This window comes from Lysobacter sp. HA18, assembly GCF_054057595.1.
Map to the genome: position 1 here is coordinate 1,648,804 of NZ_JBSRZL010000001.1, position 18,658 is coordinate 1,667,461.

Sequence of the window (18,658 nt, forward strand, 5' to 3'; positions counted from 1 at the left end):
ATGGCCAAACCTGCTGCACGCATCGACGAACTGCGCCGGCTGATCGCCGACGCGAACCATCGCTACTACGTGCTCGACGATCCGTCGGTTCCGGACGCCGAGTACGACCGCTGGATGCGCGAGCTGCTCGCGCTCGAATCCGATAATCCGGATCTCGCGACGGACGACTCGCCGACGCAGCGGGTCGGCGCTGTGCCGGCCAGCGCGTTCGCACAGGTGCGCCATGTCGTGCCGATGCTGTCGCTGTCCAACGCGTTCACCGACGAGGAAGTCGCGGACTTCGTGCGCCGCATCGAGCAAACGCTCGAGGTGGACAATCCGGCTTTCTCGGTCGAACCCAAACTCGATGGCCTTGCGATCAGCCTCCGCTACGAACAGGGTCGACTGACGGTCGCAGCGACACGCGGCGACGGTGCAACCGGCGAAGACGTAACGCTCAACGTCCGCACCATCCGCAGCGTTCCGCTCAGCTTGCGTGGCAGCGGCTGGCCAGATGTGCTCGAAGTGCGCGGCGAAGTCTTTATGCCGATCGCGGCATTCAACGTCTACAACGAGAAGGCGCTCGCGGAAGGGGCGAAGCCGCTCGCGAATCCGCGCAACGGTGCCGCAGGCTCACTGCGCCAGCTCGACCCGCGCATCACTGCGCAACGTCCGCTCGCGTTCTACGCGTATGCGATTGGCGCAGTTGAGGGCGGCACGTTGCCCGATGCGCATTCGCAGGTCTTGGCGAAGCTGCGTGACTGGGGCTTGCCCGTCAGCGCCGAGAACGCGGTTGTGCGCGGTGCAAACGGTCTGCTCGACTACTACCGCGGCATGGGCGGACGCCGCGCATCGCTGCCGTTCGACATCGATGGCGTCGTCTACAAGCTCGACGACTACGCCGGCCAGCGCGAGATGGGTTTCGTATCGCGTGCGCCTCGATGGGCGATCGCGCACAAGTTTCCGGCGCAGGAACAGATGACGGTTCTGGAGTCGATCGAGATCCAGATCGGTCGCACCGGTGCGGCAACGCCCGTCGCGCGCCTGCGTCCGGTGCAGGTAGCCGGCGTTGTCGTGACGAGCGCCACGCTGCATAACGCCGACCAGGTCGCCCGTCTCGACGTGCGCGCCGGCGACACGGTGATCGTGCGTCGTGCGGGCGACGTGATCCCTGAAATCGTGCGCGTCGTCGAATCGGAACGTCCGCGCGGCGCCAAGGCATGGCAGATGCCGACGACGTGCCCGGTGTGCGGTTCGGAAATCGTGCGCGAGGAAGGGCAGGCGGTGTGGCGCTGTTCGGGCGAACTCACCTGCGCTGCGCAGCGCAAGGAGGCCGTCCGCCACTTCGCGTCGCGCCGCGCGATGGATATCGAAGGTCTTGGCGATCGCTTCATCGAGGATCTCTGCGACCTCGGCTACGTGAAGCAGCTCGGCGATCTGTACGCGTTGACGCTCGACGACCTGCTCGCGATGAAACGCGAGGTCGACGCACGCGATGTTGAAGTGGTCGATGTTGAGTCGACCACGAAAGCGCGCGGCAAGGTCGCGACCAAGTGGGCGGAAAACCTTCTGGCGTCCATCGACCGCAGCCGCAGCACGACTCTCGAGCGCCTGCTGTTCGCACTCGGCATCGAGCACGTCGGCGAGAGCACCGCCAAGGCGCTGTCCGCATGGTTCGGTTCGCTCGAGGTCGTGCGTCGCCTGCCGTGGCCGCTGTTCAAGGCGCTGCCGGACATCGGCGGCGAGGTCGCGCGCTCGCTCGGGCACTTCCTCGATCAGCCTGGCAACCAGCAGGGGATCGACACGCTGCTCGAGCGTGGCGTTGCGCCGACGGACGAGCATTCGCCATCGCCGAAGCTGCGCGAGCGACTTGATGTCGCGACGCTGCTGGTCGACCTCGAGATCCCGAAGGTCACGCGACTGCGCGCTGAACAGATTGCTGCTGCGACTAAGCGCGATGCCCTACCGAAGGTCGACACGACGACACTCGTCGATGGTGGCGTTCCGGAAGTCGTAGCGGAAGCGTTCGTCGCATGGCGCGATGTGGACGCAAACCGCACGCTGCTCGATGCGTCGGTCGCGGCGCAGAAGCGTCTTCTTGATGCGCTGCCCGAAGCCGCCGCGAACGCCGGCCCGCTCGATGGCACGACCGTCGTGCTCACCGGCTCGCTGTCATCGATGACCCGCGAACAGGCGGGCGAGAAACTCGAAGCGCTCGGCGCCAAGGTGTCCGGAAGCGTGTCGAAGAAGACGGGCTTCGTCGTCGCAGGCGAAAGTGCAGGATCGAAACTCGAAAAGGCCCAGCAGCTCGGTGTCGACGTGTGGGACGAATCGAAGCTGATCGAGTTCCTCGCGCAGCACGGCGCAGCCTGATGGACGCCGCATGGCAGCCGTCGGCGACGCCGGAGGCGCTGCGGCTGCGCGCATCGGTGAACCGTCGCATCCGCGAGTTCATGGCCGAGCGCGGTGTGCTCGAAGTCGAAACGCCGGTGATGTCGCGCGCCGGCAATACCGACCCGAACATCGCATCGTTCGCGGTCGAGTTCAGCGGTCGCACCGACGGTGCGCCGCGCACGCGATGGCTGCGCACGTCACCGGAGTTTCCGCTGAAGCGCCTGCTCGCGGCGGGCATCGGCGATTGCTACGAACTGGGTCGCGTGTTCCGCGACGGCGAGGCGGGCGGGCGCCACAACCCCGAATTCACGATGCTGGAGTGGTATCGCACCGGCATCGATCACATTGCGCTTGCGCGCGAAGTAGCCGACCTGATCGAGCGCTGCCTGTCGCTGGTAGGGCGCACTGCCTGTGTCGATGAAACCACCTACGGTGCGCTGTTCCATGCGCACCTCGGCGTGGACGCGCATCGCGACGATGTCGAAACGCTACGCGGCGCGCTCGGGGACGTACGCATCGATCCCGACGGCCTGACACGCGACGACTGGCTGGACCTGTTGATGACGCATCGCATCCAGCCGACGTTCGCCGCCGACACGATCCACATAGTGCATGACTATCCAGCGTCGCAATGCGCGCTGGCACGCGTGCGCGAAGGCGATCCGCCGGTCGCCGAACGTTTCGAGGTCTACCTAGGCGCGCTCGAACTCGCGAACGGCTACCACGAGCTGACGGATGCCGCGGAACAGCGTCGCCGCTTCGACGCGGACATCGTGCGCCGCAACATGCACGGCGCCCCGAACGTGCCGCGGGACGATGCGCTGCTCGATGCGCTGGCGAATGGTTTGCCGGACTGCTCGGGTGTCGCACTCGGCGTAGATCGCCTGCTGATGGCGCTGCTCGGCACGTCCCGCATCGCCGACTTGCTCGCGTTCGATTTCGCGCGCGCCTGACGGCACATAAATGAACACCGGCCGGTCGCGATCTGGACGAGCAGCGTTCACCTTGGCGCGCTACAGTCGGTATGCAACGAACTGCTGGAGACGAACGATGGTGATGCGCGGAGCGATCGGTTTTGCGATCGCGGTCGGGGCATGCGTCGTCGCGCCGTCGCCAGCGCGCGCGTGGGGGCCGCCGCCCGACGGCCGCACCCTGCGTTGCGAGTCGTCCGATGGCCACACCAAGGAATGCCCGGTGGATGCCAGCGGCGGCGCGCGTCTGCTGCGCCAGCTTTCGAAGACGCCGTGCATCGAGGAACAGACATGGGGCCGCACGCGGCGCTCGATCTGGGTGACGCAGGGCTGCCGCGGCGAATTCCTCGCGGTGTCCGATGGTGACGGCCGCGGACCGATCGGCCCGATCGGTGGTGGCGAGCGACTGTTCCGCTGCGGCTCCGATAGTGGCCGCTGGACACACTGCACCACGCGCACCGGCGCGCAGGTCGAGATCGTCCGCCAGCTCTCGCGCTCGCAGTGCATCCGCGGGCAGTCGTGGGGAATGGATCGCGAAGGCGTCTGGGTCAGCGGTGGTTGCCGCGCCGAGTTCCGCATCGTCGGCGGCTGGAACCGGCCTGAAGCGGTGGCGCCGTCGCGCGTGCGCTGCGAATCCGACAAGGGCCGCATCCACAGCTGTGCGATCGCGCCGCGCGCGAATGTCCGCCTGCTCAACCAGCTCTCGCATACGGCCTGCATCGAAGGGCAGACCTGGGGCGTGGACGACCGCGGCCTCTGGGTCGACGGTGGTTGCCGCGCCGACTTCGAAGTCGGCGGCGGCGTTCTTGCGAGCGGTCGCTGACGCGCGACTGCCGGGCCGCCGCACCGCCGCGCTTAGAATGCGTGCATGGATCCCGCATTCGATTTCGACCGTTACGACCGCGTCCGTCCCATTCGCTGGACGGGCGACGCCCTTGAACTTCTCGACCAGCGCAAGCTTCCGTTCGCGGTCGAGTACGTGCGCTGCGACGACTACGCGGCAGTCGCGGACGCGATCACCAACCTGACGGTGCGCGGTGCGCCCGCGATCGGTATCGCGGCGGCTTGGGGCGCGGTGTTGGCGTCGCGCGATGTCGATGCGACTGATGGCGCGGACGCGATGCAGAAGCTCGATCCGGCGTTCATGCGACTCAACGCATCGCGGCCGACCGCAGTGAATCTCGCGTGGGCGCTCGCGCGCCTGCGTCGCGTCGTGCAGGCGGCGGGTGCCGACTGGCGCGACATACTGCTTCGCGAAGCGGAAGCGATCGCGACGGAAGACCTCGCCGCGAATCGCCGCATGGGTGCACTCGGCGCGGCCATGATCGCGCCCGGTAGCCAGGTGCTTACGCACTGTAATACCGGTTCGCTCGCCACTGCGGGCTTCGGCACCGCGTTGGGCGTGATCCGTGCCGGCGTCGCGCAGGGCCGCATCGACAAGGTGTACGCGGGCGAGACGCGGCCGTGGTTGCAGGGCGCACGCCTAACGGTGTGGGAACTCGAGCAGGACGGCATCGTGCCGACGCTCATCGCCGACGCCGCGGCCGCGCACCTGATGCGTACCGGTGCCGTGCAGTGGGTCGTCGTCGGTGCGGATCGCATCTGCGCGAACGGCGACACCGCGAACAAGATCGGCACGTACCAGCTTGCGATCGCCGCGCGCCACCACGGCGTCAAGTTCATGGTCGCCGCACCGTCGTCGACCGTCGATCTCGACACACCGAATGGCGACGCCATCCATATCGAGGAGCGCGAGGCCACGGAGCTGTTCTCGCTCGGCGGTGTGCGCACGGCGGCCGAGCGGGTCGAGGCATGGAATCCGGTGTTCGACGTCACGCCTCATGACCTGATCGACGTGATCGTGACCGAGCGCGGCGTTATCGAGCGCCCGGACGAAGCCGCGATGCGGGCGGCATTCGGGACCTGAGGATGGTAGTTCGGTAAGGCTAGATGTCCTGGCCGAACGCACAAAGGCGGCCGCTGAGGCTGCGTCGACACCGTGCTGTCGAGGCGGCGTGCCACCGAGCCATGTCACCAAGCTCAGCCGGTGTTGGGCCGTTCCGCCATCCGGTTCAGCGCCTCGAAACGGGCTTCCCGGTCGCAGCAGTTGCGACCCGTCTGAATCGCCCCGTGTTCCACGCGTAAGTGCTTGTTTTGCGGCCGGAAATCGCGTGCTTCCGGCCGCCGCGCGTGATAGAATTTCACCACTTCCGGACGCGTATCCGAAGGCATGGCACGGCCGCTTGGAAAGCGCCCGCACGCCACCCGCTTCGGCCGGCGCGTCCTCGCCCCAAACGGAATCCCGATGACGGAACTCGCCCGAGAAATCATCCCGGTCAATCTCGAAGACGAGATGCGCCGCAGCTACCTCGATTACGCGATGAGCGTGATCGTCGGCCGCGCACTCCCGGACGTGCGCGACGGCCTGAAGCCGGTGCATCGCCGCGTGCTCTACGCGATGCACGAGCTCGGTGCGCACAGCAACCGGCCGTATTACAAGTCGGCGCGTATCGTCGGCGACGTCATCGGTAAGTACCACCCGCACGGCGACACCGCGGTGTACGACACGCTGGTGCGCATGGCGCAGCCGTTCTCGCTGCGCTACATGCTGGTCGACGGGCAGGGCAACTTCGGCTCGATCGACGGCGACTCCGCCGCGGCCATGCGTTACACCGAAGCGCGCATGTCGCGCATCGCGCATGAGCTGATGGCGGACATCGACAAGGAAACCGTCGACTTCCAGCCCAACTACGACGAGAAGGAACTCGAGCCCACCGTCATGCCGACGCGTGTGCCGAACCTGCTGGTCAACGGTTCCGCGGGCATCGCGGTCGGCATGGCGACCAACATCCCGCCGCACAACTCTCAGCGAAGTCATCGATGCGACGATCGCGCTGATCGACAACGCCGACATCGACGTCGACGGCCTGATGGAGTACATCCCGGGCCCGGATTTCCCGACCGCCGGCATCATCAACGGCACCGCGGGCATCATCGCCGGCTATCGCACCGGCCGCGGCCGCGTGCGCATGCGCGCGAAAGCGGAGATCGAGACGATGGACAACGGCCGCGAGGCCATCATCGTCACCGAGATTCCGTACCAGGTGAACAAGGCGCGGCTGATCGAGAAGATCGCCGAGCTGGTGAAGGAAAAGCGCCTCGAAGGCATCAGCGAACTGCGCGACGAGTCCGACAAGGACGGCATGCGCATCTACATCGAGGTCAAGCGCGGCGAATCGGCCGACGTGGTGCTCAACAACCTCTATCAGCAGACGCAGATGGAGTCGGTGTTCGGCATCAACATGGTCGCGCTGGTCGATGGCCGGCCGAAGCTGCTGAACCTCAAGGAATTCCTCGACGCGTTCGTGCGCCACCGCCGCGAGGTGGTAACGCGTCGCACGATCTTCGACCTACGCAAGGCGCGCGCGCGTGCGCACATCTTGGAAGGCCTGACGGTCGCGCTCGCGAACATCGACGAGATGATCGAGCTGATCAAGACGTCGGCGAATCCGGTCGAGGCGCGCGAGCGCATGCTTGCCCGCACGTGGGAGCCGGGCCTGGTCAGCGCGCTGCTGGCGTCGGCGGGCGCCGATGCGTCGCGTCCAGACGACCTGCCCAACGGCGTCGGCCTGCTCGACGAGAATGGCGCGCAGCGTTATCAGCTCACCGAAACGCAGGCGCAGCAGATCCTCGAGATGCGCCTGCATCGCCTCACCGGGCTTGAGCAGGAAAAGCTCACCGACGAATACCGCGCGCTGCTCGAAACGATCCGCGGCCTGATCGAGATCCTCGTGAATCCCGATCGCCTGCGCGAAGTGATCCGCACCGAACTGCTCGACCTCAAGGCCGAGTTCGGCGACGCGCGTCGCAGCGAAATCCGTCCGAGCGAAGAGGATTTCGACATCCTCGACCTCATCGCGCCGGAAGACGTTGTGGTCACGCTGTCGCATTCGGGCTACGCCAAGCGCCAGCCGGTCGCCGCGTATCGCGCGCAGAAGCGCGGTGGTCGAGGTCGTAATGCGGCCAAGACCAAGGACGAGGATTTCATCGACCAGCTGTGGCTGGTGAACACGCACGACACGCTGCTGACGTTTACGAGCACTGGCCGCGTGTTCTGGCTGCCGGTGCATCAGTTGCCGGAAGCCGGTGCCACTTCGCGTGGCCGTCCGATCATCAACTGGATTCCGCTGGAAGCCGGCGAGCAGGTGCAGGCCGTGGTGCCGGTGCGTGAATACACCGAGGGCAAGTTCGTGTTCTTCGCGACGCGCAACGGCACGGTCAAGAAGACGCCGCTCACCGAGTTCTCGTTCCGCCTGCAGCGCGGCAAGATCGCGATCTCGCTCGACGACGGCGACGCGCTGGTCAACGCCGAGCTCACCGACGGCACGCGCGACATCATGCTGTTCGCGAGCAACGGCAAGGCCGTGCGTTTCTCGGAGTCCGAGGTACGCCCGATGGGTCGTACCGCGACCGGCGTACGCGGCATGCGGCTGGCCGAGGGCGAAGAGGGCACCGACGGTGCGCGCGTCGTCAGCCTGATCGTGGTCGATGGCGACGGCGACGTGCTGACCGCCAGCGAGCACGGCTATGGCAAGCGCACGCCGCTCGAGGAATACCCGTGCAAGGGTCGCGGCATCCAGGGCGTGATCGCGCTGAAGACGACGGACCGCAACGGCGAGCTCGTCGGCGCGATCCAGCTCAGCGACCACCACGAGGTGCTGCTGATTTCCGACCGCGGCACGCTGGTGCGCACGCGTGCGTCGGAGATCTCGCAGGTCAGCCGCAACACGCAGGGCGTCACGCTGATCAAACTCGGCGCGGAAGAATCGCTGCAGGCGATCGAGCGCGTCGACGTGTCGCTTGAGGAAGAGGACGAGATGCTGACCGGCGCGGTCGTGCCGACGGAGGAGGGCACCGATCCGACGATCGATCGGCACGTCATGAACGTCGCCGGCCATGACCTCGACGCCATCGCGCCTGACGACGCGGCGGACGACGAACCCGTCGCCTGATCGCGGATTCTTGCCACGAAACGCCGACCTCCGGGTCGGCGTTTTCGTTTGCGCCGCCCGTCGGCAAACGGGCACCCCGATGAACGTTTCAGCGCCCCGGAAGCGCGACGGGGGTCAAGCTTGAGCGGTCCCGGCCGTTAGGCCTTCGAGACGCTCCTATCGATCGCGAATGCGCCACCTGACCGCCCCATGCCGCCGAGTCCTGACTGACGTCGCTATACGCGCCGCCGGCCGCGTGCGCCCTGACGGAGCCACGGCACGATGAACGGCGCAACGGCGACGACGGATTTTCGCCAGGAACTGCGCATCACCACGGCGGGCCTCGAGCGCGGCATGTTCGTCAGCGAACTCGATCGCCCGTGGCTCGGCAGCGGCTTCGCCTTCGAAGGCCTGCTGGTCGACACCGAAGACGAGCTGCGTCGCCTGAAGGCGATGTGCAAGGAAGTGCGCGTCGACATCGCGCGCGGCAAGGCGCCGTCGCCGCAGTTCGTCATCTTCGACGGCGACTCTCCGGCGGCCGCGCCCGAGGCTGCGTCGCCATCGGCAACGAAAGGACCGATGCGCTCGATCCTGTCCCGCGTGTTCGGCGCCGAAACCGCCGCCGCCGAGAAGGCGCATGAAACGCTCGAAGCCGGCGTGCGCGACGTCATCGACGGCCTGCGCAGCGGCGGAAAGCTCGACGCCGACAAGCTGCGCGAAGGCGTCGACACCATGCTCGACTCGATCACCCGCAACCCGACCGCGTTGCCGTGGGTGATGGAAATGCGCCGCAAGGGCGACTACGTCTACCAGCACGGCATCGCCTGTTCGATCTGGGCGGCGGCGTTCGGCCGACACCTCGGCCTCGAGCGCGACGACCTGCGCGATCTCGCGCTCGGCGCGTTGCTGTGCGACGTCGGCAAGGTGCGCCTGCCCGATTCGCTGCTCACCAAGACTGAAGCGATCGACGACGACGACCTGCAGCGCCTGCGCGGACATGTCCGCGAAAGCCGCAGCATCATGGAGGAGACACCGGGCCTGTCGCCCATCGTCCACCAGATCGTCGAAAACCATCACGAGCGACACGACGGCTCGGGTTATCCGCGCGGCCTGCAGGGCGCATCGATCCCGATGTTCGCGCGCATCGCCGGCATGGTCGACAGTTACGACGCGATGGTCAGCCAACGTCCGTATGCACGCGCACGATCGCCGCACGAAGCGGTGATGGAGCTGTACGAGACGCGCGACCGCCTGTTCCAGTCCGAACTCGTCGAACAGTTCATCCGCACCTGCGGCGTGTATCCGACGGGCACCCTGATCGAGCTTTCCGATGGGTCCGTCGGTGTGGTCATGTCAGTCAACACGCTCAAGCGCCTGCGCCCATCGGTGATGCTGATCCTCGCGCCCGACAAGCAACCGCTCGCGGAATTCCGGCTTATCGACCTCGCCGAAGTAGCGACCGACGCTGACGGCGCGCCCTTGAACGTGCGCGGCGGACTGCCGGCCGGCGCCTACGGCATCGACCGCGCCGCGCTGTTCCTGGACTGACGCGTGCTCGCGGCAAACAACGATGAAGTAACCGGTCTGCGCGATCGACGCGGGTTCCTGCCGTTGCTCGGTCGGCACGTCGTGCATGCGTCCGACAAGCGCATCGCGATGGCGCTGCTCATCATCGATATCGACGGCTTCGCGCAGATCAATGGCGTGCATGGGTTTGCCACGGGCGACCGGCTGCTCAACCATCTTGCACGCCAACTCGAATTCGTTACACGTCCGCAGGACTACGCTGCGCGCATCGGCGACAACCGCTTCGCGCTGATCCTCACCGGCATGATGAATGCCGGGCATGTCGAACTGGCCGTGCAGAAGTTGTTCCGCCTGCTCGCGCGACCCATGCGCGAAGGGCAGGCGGAATTGCATGTGCCGGTGACGGTCGGCATTGCCATGGCGCCGCGCCACGCAACGCATCCCGAGTTCCTGCTGCGCCGCGCCGAAGCCGCGCTGTCGCGTGCGCGACGTGCGGGGGTTCGCTACATGTCCGCGCCGGACACGGCGGGCGACGTCGACATCTCGGATCAGTGGGACCTCGAAGTGCAGCTCGGCGGCGCGATCGAGCGCGGCGAATTGTCGTTGAATTTCCAGCCGATACTCGGCGCCGGCTCGCTGGTACCCGTCGGCGCCGAAGCATTGATGCGATGGAACAGCCGCACGCGCGGCATGGTGCCGCCGTCGGTGTTCATTCCCGTCGCCGAACGCATCGGGCACATCAAGAAGCTCACGGTGTGGGCGCTGAACACCGCGCTGCGGCAGGCGTCGCAATGGAAGTTCCCGTCCGGCCCGCCGACGGTGTCAATCAATATTCCCGGCATGCTCGCGACCGAGCCGGACCTTCCCGAACTCATCGAGAACGCATTGCGCCTTTGGGGCGACGGCGTGCAGCTCGTCGTGGAGATCACCGAAAGCTCGCTGATGGATGCGCGCCTCGCGTTCCCGGTGCTCGAACGCATTCGTGCGCTCGGCGCGCGCATTTCGATCGACGACTTCGGCACCGGCTACTCGTGCCTGTCGTACTTCCGCAACATCCCGGCCGACGAGTTGAAGATCGATCGCTCGTTCGTCACCGAACTCGCGACCGATCCGTCGTGCGCCGACATCATCCGTTTCGTGGTCGACCTGGCGCATCGCTTTGGCCTGACCGTCGCGGCTGAAGGCGTGGAAGACGAGGCCACGCGCGACCACCTGACCGAGCTCGGCTGCGACGTCCTGCAGGGCTATCTGTTCGCCAAGCCGATGCCGCCGGCGGACCTGGTGCGCTGGCTCGGCGAGCACCCGAAACAACCGGTTTCTCCCGCCGACTGACACGTTGCAGCCGTCCGTCGGCATGCGATTTCGCGCGTCGGCGGATGCCTATACTGCGTGCATTCTCGAGGGGGCACGCATGCCACGCATGCAACGGGCGGACGGATCCGCAGCCTCGCGCCGCATCGGCGCGATGATCGTGATGTTCGTCATCCTGGCTCTTGGCATCGGCTCGTGCAAACGCGATACCGACGGCGAACTGCCGACACCCGGCGGCGAGGCGATCCACGCCAAGCGCGTTGCCGCGGGCGAGTTCGGCATCGCCTCGGTCTACCCCGACAAGTCCGGCGACGAGCTGGCCATCGCGGTCGAGTTCAGTCGACCGCTCGCGCCGACGCAGGAGTTCGACCGCCTGATCGTCGTGCGCGACGACAAGGGCGGGCGCATCGACGGCGGCTGGGTGTTGGACGAAGGCGCGAAGATCCTTCGCTTCCCGCACGTCGAGGCGAGCCGGCATTACGTCGTCATCGCGTACCCCGGCATGACCGCCGCGGACGGCAGCCGCATCGGCAACCAGATCGAACGCAAGGTCTACACGGGCCCGCTCGATCCGGTGGTCGGTTTCGCATCGCAGGGCAGCGTGCTGCCAGCGCGGGAAAGCCGCGGCCTGCCGGTGGTATCGATCAACGTGCCGGAAGTCGACGTCGAATTCCTGCGCGTGCGCGACGGCGAGCTGCCGAAGTTCTTCGCCGAGTACCAGCGCGGCGGGCGTCGCGGCAGCTGGGATCTCGACAACGACGGCAAGGAGCACGCGGCGCTGTCGCGCATTGCCGACCCCGTGTACGTCAACCGGTTCGTGCTCGGCGGCAAGGCCAACGAGCGCGTGCTCACCTACCTGCCGATCCAGGACATCAAGGAGCTGCAGCAACCCGGCCTGTACTTCGCGGTGATGAAGCGCGCCGGCGCGTTCAAGGACGACTTCGAGACTGCATTCTTCACGGTCAGCGACCTCGGCCTGCACGTGCGTGCCTACAAGGATCGCCTGTTCGTGCACACCGCATCGCTGCTCGACGGCTCGGGCACCGGCGGCGTCGACCTGCGCGTGCTCGATGCGTCGGGCAACCCGGTGTTCAAGGGCACGACCGACGGTAATGGCAATGCGCTGCTCGACTACAAGCTCGACGCCGCGCACGTGCTGATCGCGCGCCACGGCAGCGACGTCACGATGCTGCCGTTCAACCAGCCGGCGCTCGATCTGTCGGAGTTCGCCGTCGCGGGCCGCGAGCAGGCTTGGTTCGACGTGTTCGCCTGGGCTGGTCGCGACCTGTATCGCCCCGGCGAGACGGTGCATCTGTCCGCGCTACTGCGCGACCACGACGGCAACCCGGTCGCGATCGCTGCCGGAAAGACGGCGCAGCCCGTGTACGTGCGCTACGTGCAACCCGATGGCAAGACGCTGATCGAGTCGCGCCTGCAGCCGGATGCTCAGGGCTATGTGCGCCAGGACCAGCTGATTCCCGAGGACGCGCCGACCGGGCGCTGGCGCATCGAGTTCCGCACCGATCCGGGCAGCAAGGAAGCGGTGCAGGGCATGGCGCTGCGCGTCGAAGAGTTCCTGCCGGAACGACTGAAGCTCGACCTGAGCGCCCAGCCCGTGGTGGCGCCTGGTCAGCCGCTGAAGCTGCACGTGCAGAGCGACTACCTCTACGGCGCGCCCGCGGCGGGCAACCGTTTCACCGCGCGGCTCGCGATCGCGGTCGAACAGCATCCGCTCGAACAGTTGCCCGGTTACTTCTTCGGCGACGCCACGCTGCAGCTGCCGGACAAGGCCGAAGACGTCGTCGATACCACGCTCGATCCGAACGGGCGGTTCGACGTCGATGTTCCATTGCCGAAGGAAGCGAAGCCCGTCTCGCCGATCGCCTTGATGCTGAGCGGCAGCGTGTACGAAACCGGCGGCCGCACCGTCAATCGCAGCGTCAAGCGCGTGATGTGGCCGGCGGATGCACTGGTCGGCGTGCGTCCGATGTTCGATCCCGGCGACGGCGCGAACGCGAATTCGAATGCGCGCTTCCAAGTAGTTCGCATGGACGCGCAGGGTCGTCCGCGGCCGGCGACAGGGATGCGCGTCACGCTGGTGCGCGAACGTCGCGACTACCACTGGGATTACGACGAGGACAACGGCTGGGACTACGCGTTCACCCGTCGATTCGAGAACGTGCAGACGCGCAACGTCGATATCGGCAACGACGCGGCGAGCGTCGATTTCCCGGTGGAGTGGGGCGATTACCGCATCGACGTCTACGACCCGCAGACGAAGCTGACGTCGCGCTATCCGTTCACGGCCGGCTGGAGCTGGAACGACGAAAACCGCGGCCTCGACGCGCGGCCCGACAAGGTCAAGCTCGCGCTCGACAAAACCGGTTATCGCGCCGGCGACACGCTGAAGGTGACGGTGACGCCGCCGAATCCCGGCCGCGGCCTGCTCATCGTCGAGTCGGACCACATGCTGTACGTGCAGTCGGTCGACGTTAAAGCCGGCAGCACGTTCGAGATCCCGGTGACCAAGGACTGGGAGCGGCACGACGTCTATGTGACCGCGTTGGTTTTCCGTGGCGGCAGTGCGTCGAGCAAGGTGACGCCGGCGCGTGCGGTGGGTGTTGCGTTCGTGCCGATGGACCGTCGCGATCGTCGCGTCGCCGTCGGCATCTCCGTGCCCGAGAAGATGCGCCCCGAGCGCGACCTGCCGGTGACCATCGCGGTGCCGCAGCTCGCGGGGCAACGCGCAAACGTCGTGGTGTCCGCGGTTGACGTCGGCATCCTCAACATCACGCAGTTCCCGGTGCCGGACGCCGCCAAGCATTTCTTCGCGCAGCGTCGCCTCGGTGTCGATGCGTACGACATCTACGGGCGCGTGATTGAGAGTTTCGAAGGCGGGACCGCGCACCTGAAGTTCGGCGGCGACATGGCATTGCCCGCGCTGCCGCAGGCGCGACGTCCAACCGCGCACGTACAGACGGTCGATCTCTTCGCCGGACCCGTTGCGCTCGACTCCAAGGGCATCGCGCATCTGCGCGTGCCGGTGCCCGACTTCAACGGCACGTTACGCGTGTCGGCCGTCGTGTATTCCGCCAACAAGTACGGCAGCGTTGCGAAGGAAAGCATCATCCGCGCACCGATCCTCGCCGAGCCCAGCATGCCGCGCGTGCTCGCGCCGAACGACACCAGCCGCGTCACGCTGGACGTGCAGAACTTCACGGGGCGCGCCGGCACGTTCCGCGTCAATGTCGATACGACCGGGCCGCTTGCGATCGTCGACGGCGCACGCAACCTGACGCTCGCACCCGAACAGAAGGTCTCGCTGACCTTTCCGCTCACCGCGAAGGAAGGCTTCGGGATCGGCCACGTACATATCCGCGTCGACGGCAATGCGTCGCACGTCGATCGCGGCTTCGAGCTGCCAGTGCGTCCGGCGTGGCCACAAGTGGTACGTACGCAGACGTCGACGGTCGAAGCACCCGCGGCGCTGACGCTGCCGGCGAGCGTCGCCGATGGGCTGATCGCGGACTCCGTCGCCGCGCGTCTCAGCGTCAGCCCTGTCCCGCCAATTCCGTTCGCGGCTGCGCTGCAGGGCGCACTCGAATATCCCTATGGCTGCGTCGAACAGACCACCAGCAAGGGCTATGCGGGGCTGATGCTCGACGACGCGACCGCACGCATGCTCGGCGTGCCCGGTCTCGACGCGAAGAAGCGGCTCGCACGCATGAACGGCGCGTTCGCGCGTCTGTCCGGCCTGCAGGTGTCGTCGGGCCACTTCTCCATGTGGGGCGATGACGACGACACGGTCAATCCGCTGATCACGCCGTACGTTGCAGAGTTCCTGCTCGACGCGCGCGACGCCGGCTTCGCGATTCCCGACAACGTGCTGCAGAAGGCGTTGAAGGCGATGAGCGACGACCTGCTCGGTGGCAGCAGCGGCTTCTACGGTTACGACAATCGTGAGCATCTGCGGTTCGCGTACCAGGCGCATGCGGGCTACGTGCTGGCACGCGTGAACCGTGCGCCGCTGGGGACCTTGCGCGGGCTCTACGACAACGACCGCAAGCAGAGCATCACCGGCCTGCCGCTGGTGCATCTCGGCCTCGCGCTGGCACTGCAGGGCGACCACGCACGCGGCCTGCGTGCGATCCAGGACGGCTTCGATCGCGACCCCGACGCGCGCCCGTCTTACCTCGGTGATTACGGCAGCCGTGTTCGCGACGACGCGTTGATGCTCGCGCTCACGCGTCGGCACGGCTTTGCACCAAAGTCGTTCGACACGCGCCTGATGGCGCTGGTGCGCGAGATCGACGCGCGCCGCTCGCCGTACGGCATGTACTTCAGCACGCAGGAGCAGGTCGCGCTCGCGCGTCTCGGCAAGCAGTTGATGGTGGATACGTCGCGCCAGGTCGCCGGGACATGGCGCGTTGGCGGCGTTGCGACCAATGCAGCGGCCGCGAAACTGCAGGCGCGACTGTTCGACGCTAGCGCGCTGCGTGGCGGCGTGTCGTTTGTACCGACGGGCACCGGCACGCTGTACGGCACCGTCGACGTTGCCGGCATTCCGCGTGATGCGCCCGCATTCGACGATTCGCGCATCGGCATCGTCCGCCGCTGGTACAAGCCCGACGGCACGGCGTGGACCGGTGGTCGCCTGGAAGAGGGCGACGCGCTGATCGCATCGGTGTCGATCACGCCACAGGACGACGCGCCCGACGCGTTGCTCACCGACCTGTTGCCCGCGGGGCTGGAGATCGAGAACTTCAATCTCGGCGACGAGAAGCAGTGGGCCGACGTCAGCATCGAGGGCATTGAAATCGCCGACCGCAAGGACGCCGCCGAGGTGCAGCACGAGGAGTTCCGCGACGATCGTTACGTCGCCGCGCTGAAGCTATCGGCCGGCAGCACGTCGCGCGTGTTCTACCTGGTGCGGGCGGTCACGCCCGGCACGTACACCGTGCCGCCGCCGCTGGTCGAGGACATGTACCGCCCGTGGATCCGCGGCGTCGGCAAGTCGGTGCCGGCGAAGATCGGCGTGGTCGAGCCGGGGCACTGAGGGAGTAGCGGCCTGCGTCGCGGTGATGTGACGCAGGCGCGGCAGCAACGATGAAGCAGGTCGGGTGGCGAACACGGTTGATGGGCAGTAGTCGGCGCGGCCGATTGCTTCGCGCAGTGCTGGTGATCGAATCGCTTCTCGTCGTCGCCATGCTTCTCGACCTCGCGTTCCCGCTGCCCTTGCCTGATGCACGCGACGGCGGCGCGGTCGTGCTCGCGCGCGATGGCACGCCGCTTCGTGCATTCGCCGACAGTCGCGGCGTGTGGCGATATCCGGTGTGCGCCGACGCGGTGTCGCCGCTCTACCTGCAGGCGCTGATCGGTTACGAGGACCGCTGGTTCTGGCGGCATCCCGGCGTCAATCCTTATGCGCTCGGGCGCGCCGGGCTGCAGATGCTTCGCTATCGGCACGTCGTGTCCGGTGGTTCGACGCTGACCATGCAGGTCGCGCGCATTCTCGACCCGCATCCGCGCGACGTCGGCGGCAAGTTGCGCCAGCTGTTCCGCGCCGCGCAGCTTGAAGTGCATGTGGGCAAGCGCGGCATCCTGCAGCTCTATCTCGACCACGCACCGTTCGGCGGCGCGATCGAGGGGGTTGAAGCGGCGAGCTGGGCGTATCTCGGCAAGCCGTCATCGCGACTGTCGCACGCGGAAGCCGCGTTGCTTACCGTGCTGCCGCAGGCGCCGAGCCGGCTGCGTCCGGACCGACACCCTGACGCCGCACGCACGGCACGTGACAAGGTGCTCGCACGCATGGCATCGCTTGGCGTGTGGTCAACCGCGGACTCGCGGGATGCGCGCGTTGAACCCGTCGTAGCGCGATCGCTGCAGGCACCGCGTCTCGCACCTTTGCTTGCGCAGCGGCTGCGCAGCGCATCGCCACGCCAGGCGCGCATCGCGTCCACCATCGACCTCGATCTTCAGCGCGTCGTCGAAGATCGTGTCGCGGCGTATTTCTCCACGCTCCCGGAGCGGACGTCGGCCGCACTATTAGTCGTCGACAACGCGACGATGGAAGCGCGCGCCTATGTCGGCTCGATCGACATCGGCGATGCCGCGCGCCTCGGTCACGTCGACATGGTGCGTGCATGGCGGTCGCCCGGCTCGACGCTCAAGCCGTTCCTGTACGGCATGGCGCTCGATGACGGGCTCATCCATTCCGAGAGCCTGCTGGTCGACGCGCCGCAGTCCTTCGGCGATTACAGGCCCGGCAATTTCGACTCGGCGTTCAACGGGCCGATTGGTGCCGCCGAAGCGTTGCGGATGTCGCTGAACGTGCCCGCGGTCGACCTGCTCGATCGACTCGGCCCGGTGAAGTTCGACGCGCGGCTCGAACACGCGGGCTTGCGACTGAAGTGGCCCGACGGCGCGTCGCCGAACCTGTCGATGATCCTCGGTGGCACCGGTGCGAAGCTCGAGGATCTCGTCGGCGCATACGCATCGCTCGCGCGCGGCGGTGTCGCGGGGCGCGTGCGTTACATGCCGCGCGACGCCCATGTCGACCGCCGCATCATGAGCGAAGGTGCAGCGTGGATCATCCGCGACATTCTCGAACGCACGCCGCGACCCGGCAGTGTCGGCGATCTGTTCGATGCGCGTGGCCGAACGCCGCTCGCCTGGAAGACGGGCACCAGCTACGGCTATCGCGATGCGTGGGCGCTCGGTGCGACGCCGGCGTACACGGTCGGCGCGTGGGTGGGCCGCCCCGACGGCACGCCGATGCCCGGTCAGTACGGCGCGGTCACCGCATTGCCGCTGCTTTTCGAGATCGTCGACAGCCTGCCGCATTCGCGCATCGCGACCGTGGCGCGAAAGCCGGCTTCGGTATCGGAAGTCGACGTCTGCTGGCCGCTCGGTGTTGCCGCCGACGCGCAACCTGCTGCGCTGTGTCATCGACGCATGACCGCTTGGTCGCTCGACGGCACCGTGCCGCCGACGCTGCCCGAACGTCAGGCGCGCGCCTGGAATGCGGGGCGCGAAGACATCGATGTCGATGCGTCGTCGGGCCTGCGGCTGTCGGCCGACTGCGCGAAGCCGCACGACCGTCGCGCGGTGTCGCTTGCGCGTTGGCCGGTTCTGGCATCGCCGTGGCTCACGCAGCGCGAGCGCGAGGCGTCGTCGCTGCCCGCGCTCGCCCCCGACTGCATGGACGACGGCCGCGGCGCAGCGAACACGCTGCACATCGACGGCGTACGCGATCACGCGGGTCTTGCGTCGGGCGACGGCAAACCCGTGCGCGTTGACGTTCGCGCGTTGGGCACGGACGAAAACGTGCGATGGCTGCTGGACGGACATGTGGTCGCGCAAACGTCCGGCGCGGCGACCACGTCGCTTCAATTAGGCGAGCCGGGCGAGCACCAGTTGACCGCGCTGACCGAAGACGGCGCGTGGGCGCGAATCGCATTCCGCGTGCTCGGCCGCTGAGGCCGG

9 protein-coding genes and 1 pseudogene are annotated in these 18,658 nt (G+C 67.2%); 9 read left to right on the forward strand and 1 reads right to left on the reverse strand.

Going from position 1 to position 18,658, the window contains the following annotated elements:
* From ligA to mtnA, 4 genes are all read left to right on the forward strand, one after another.
* Window positions 1-2,352 carry an NAD-dependent DNA ligase LigA gene (gene ligA, locus ACVWWW_RS08345; RefSeq protein WP_027083002.1) on the forward strand — a complete coding sequence of 784 codons (2,352 nt, stop codon included), beginning with the start codon at window positions 1-3 and terminating at the stop codon, window positions 2,350-2,352.
* Window positions 2,352-3,326: an EF-P lysine aminoacylase EpmA gene (gene epmA, locus ACVWWW_RS08350; protein WP_027083003.1), complete on the forward strand. Its 975-nt coding sequence runs from the start codon at window positions 2,352-2,354 to the stop codon at window positions 3,324-3,326. Before ligA ends, epmA begins: the two co-directional genes overlap by 1 nt.
* 97 nt (window positions 3,327-3,423) lie before the next feature.
* Window positions 3,424-4,167: a DUF3011 domain-containing protein gene (locus tag ACVWWW_RS08355; protein ID WP_051235117.1), complete on the forward strand. Its 744-nt coding sequence runs from the start codon at window positions 3,424-3,426 to the stop codon at window positions 4,165-4,167.
* A 45-nt stretch (window positions 4,168-4,212) separates the two neighbouring features.
* Window positions 4,213-5,271, forward strand: a complete 1,059-nt coding sequence (mtnA, locus tag ACVWWW_RS08360) for an S-methyl-5-thioribose-1-phosphate isomerase (protein ID WP_027083005.1) — start codon at window positions 4,213-4,215, stop codon at window positions 5,269-5,271.
* A 113-nt stretch (window positions 5,272-5,384) separates the two neighbouring features.
* Here mtnA and ACVWWW_RS08365 read toward each other — a convergent pair whose 3' ends face one another.
* A complete protein-coding gene (locus ACVWWW_RS08365; protein WP_155914275.1) occupies window positions 5,385-5,576 on the reverse strand; it encodes a hypothetical protein in 192 nt (63 codons plus the stop codon).
* A 73-nt stretch (window positions 5,577-5,649) separates the two neighbouring features.
* Between ACVWWW_RS08365 and gyrA the strand changes: the two are divergent.
* From gyrA to pbpC, 5 genes and pseudogenes are all read left to right on the forward strand, one after another.
* A pseudogene (gene gyrA / locus ACVWWW_RS08370) lies at window positions 5,650-8,356 on the forward strand (DNA gyrase subunit A).
* Window positions 8,357-8,617: 261 nt separating this feature from the next.
* Window positions 8,618-9,883, forward strand: coding sequence for an HD-GYP domain-containing protein (locus ACVWWW_RS08375; protein ID WP_051235119.1), 1,266 nt, complete (start codon window positions 8,618-8,620; stop codon window positions 9,881-9,883).
* 3 nt (window positions 9,884-9,886) lie between these two features.
* Entirely contained in the window at window positions 9,887-11,194 is a 1,308-nt protein-coding gene (locus ACVWWW_RS08380; RefSeq protein WP_051235121.1) for a bifunctional diguanylate cyclase/phosphodiesterase, read from the forward strand.
* Window positions 11,195-11,282: 88 nt separating this feature from the next.
* Complete coding sequence (locus ACVWWW_RS08385; RefSeq protein WP_036142555.1) at window positions 11,283-16,229, forward strand: alpha-2-macroglobulin family protein; 4,947 nt, start codon at window positions 11,283-11,285, stop codon at window positions 16,227-16,229.
* An 80-nt stretch (window positions 16,230-16,309) separates the two neighbouring features.
* Window positions 16,310-18,652: a penicillin-binding protein 1C gene (pbpC, locus tag ACVWWW_RS08390; RefSeq protein ID WP_456998672.1), complete on the forward strand. Its 2,343-nt coding sequence runs from the start codon at window positions 16,310-16,312 to the stop codon at window positions 18,650-18,652.
* The last annotated feature ends 6 nt before the right edge of the window (window positions 18,653-18,658 follow it).

Bases quoted from the DNA above. Each gene is read 5' to 3' on its own strand.
- ligA (WP_027083002.1), top strand. From the start codon at position 1: ATGGCCAAACCTGCTGCACGCATCGACGAACTGCGCCGGCTGATCGCC.
- epmA (WP_027083003.1), top strand. From the start codon at position 2,352: ATGGACGCCGCATGGCAGCCGTCGGCGACGCCGGAGGCGCTGCGGCTG.
- ACVWWW_RS08355 (WP_051235117.1), top strand. From the start codon at position 3,424: ATGGTGATGCGCGGAGCGATCGGTTTTGCGATCGCGGTCGGGGCATGC.
- mtnA (WP_027083005.1), top strand. From the start codon at position 4,213: ATGGATCCCGCATTCGATTTCGACCGTTACGACCGCGTCCGTCCCATT.
- ACVWWW_RS08365 (WP_155914275.1), bottom strand. From the start codon at position 5,576: ATGCCTTCGGATACGCGTCCGGAAGTGGTGAAATTCTATCACGCGCGG.
- ACVWWW_RS08375 (WP_051235119.1), top strand. From the start codon at position 8,618: ATGAACGGCGCAACGGCGACGACGGATTTTCGCCAGGAACTGCGCATC.
- ACVWWW_RS08385 (WP_036142555.1), top strand. From the start codon at position 11,283: ATGCAACGGGCGGACGGATCCGCAGCCTCGCGCCGCATCGGCGCGATG.
- pbpC (WP_456998672.1), top strand. From the start codon at position 16,310: ATGGGCAGTAGTCGGCGCGGCCGATTGCTTCGCGCAGTGCTGGTGATC.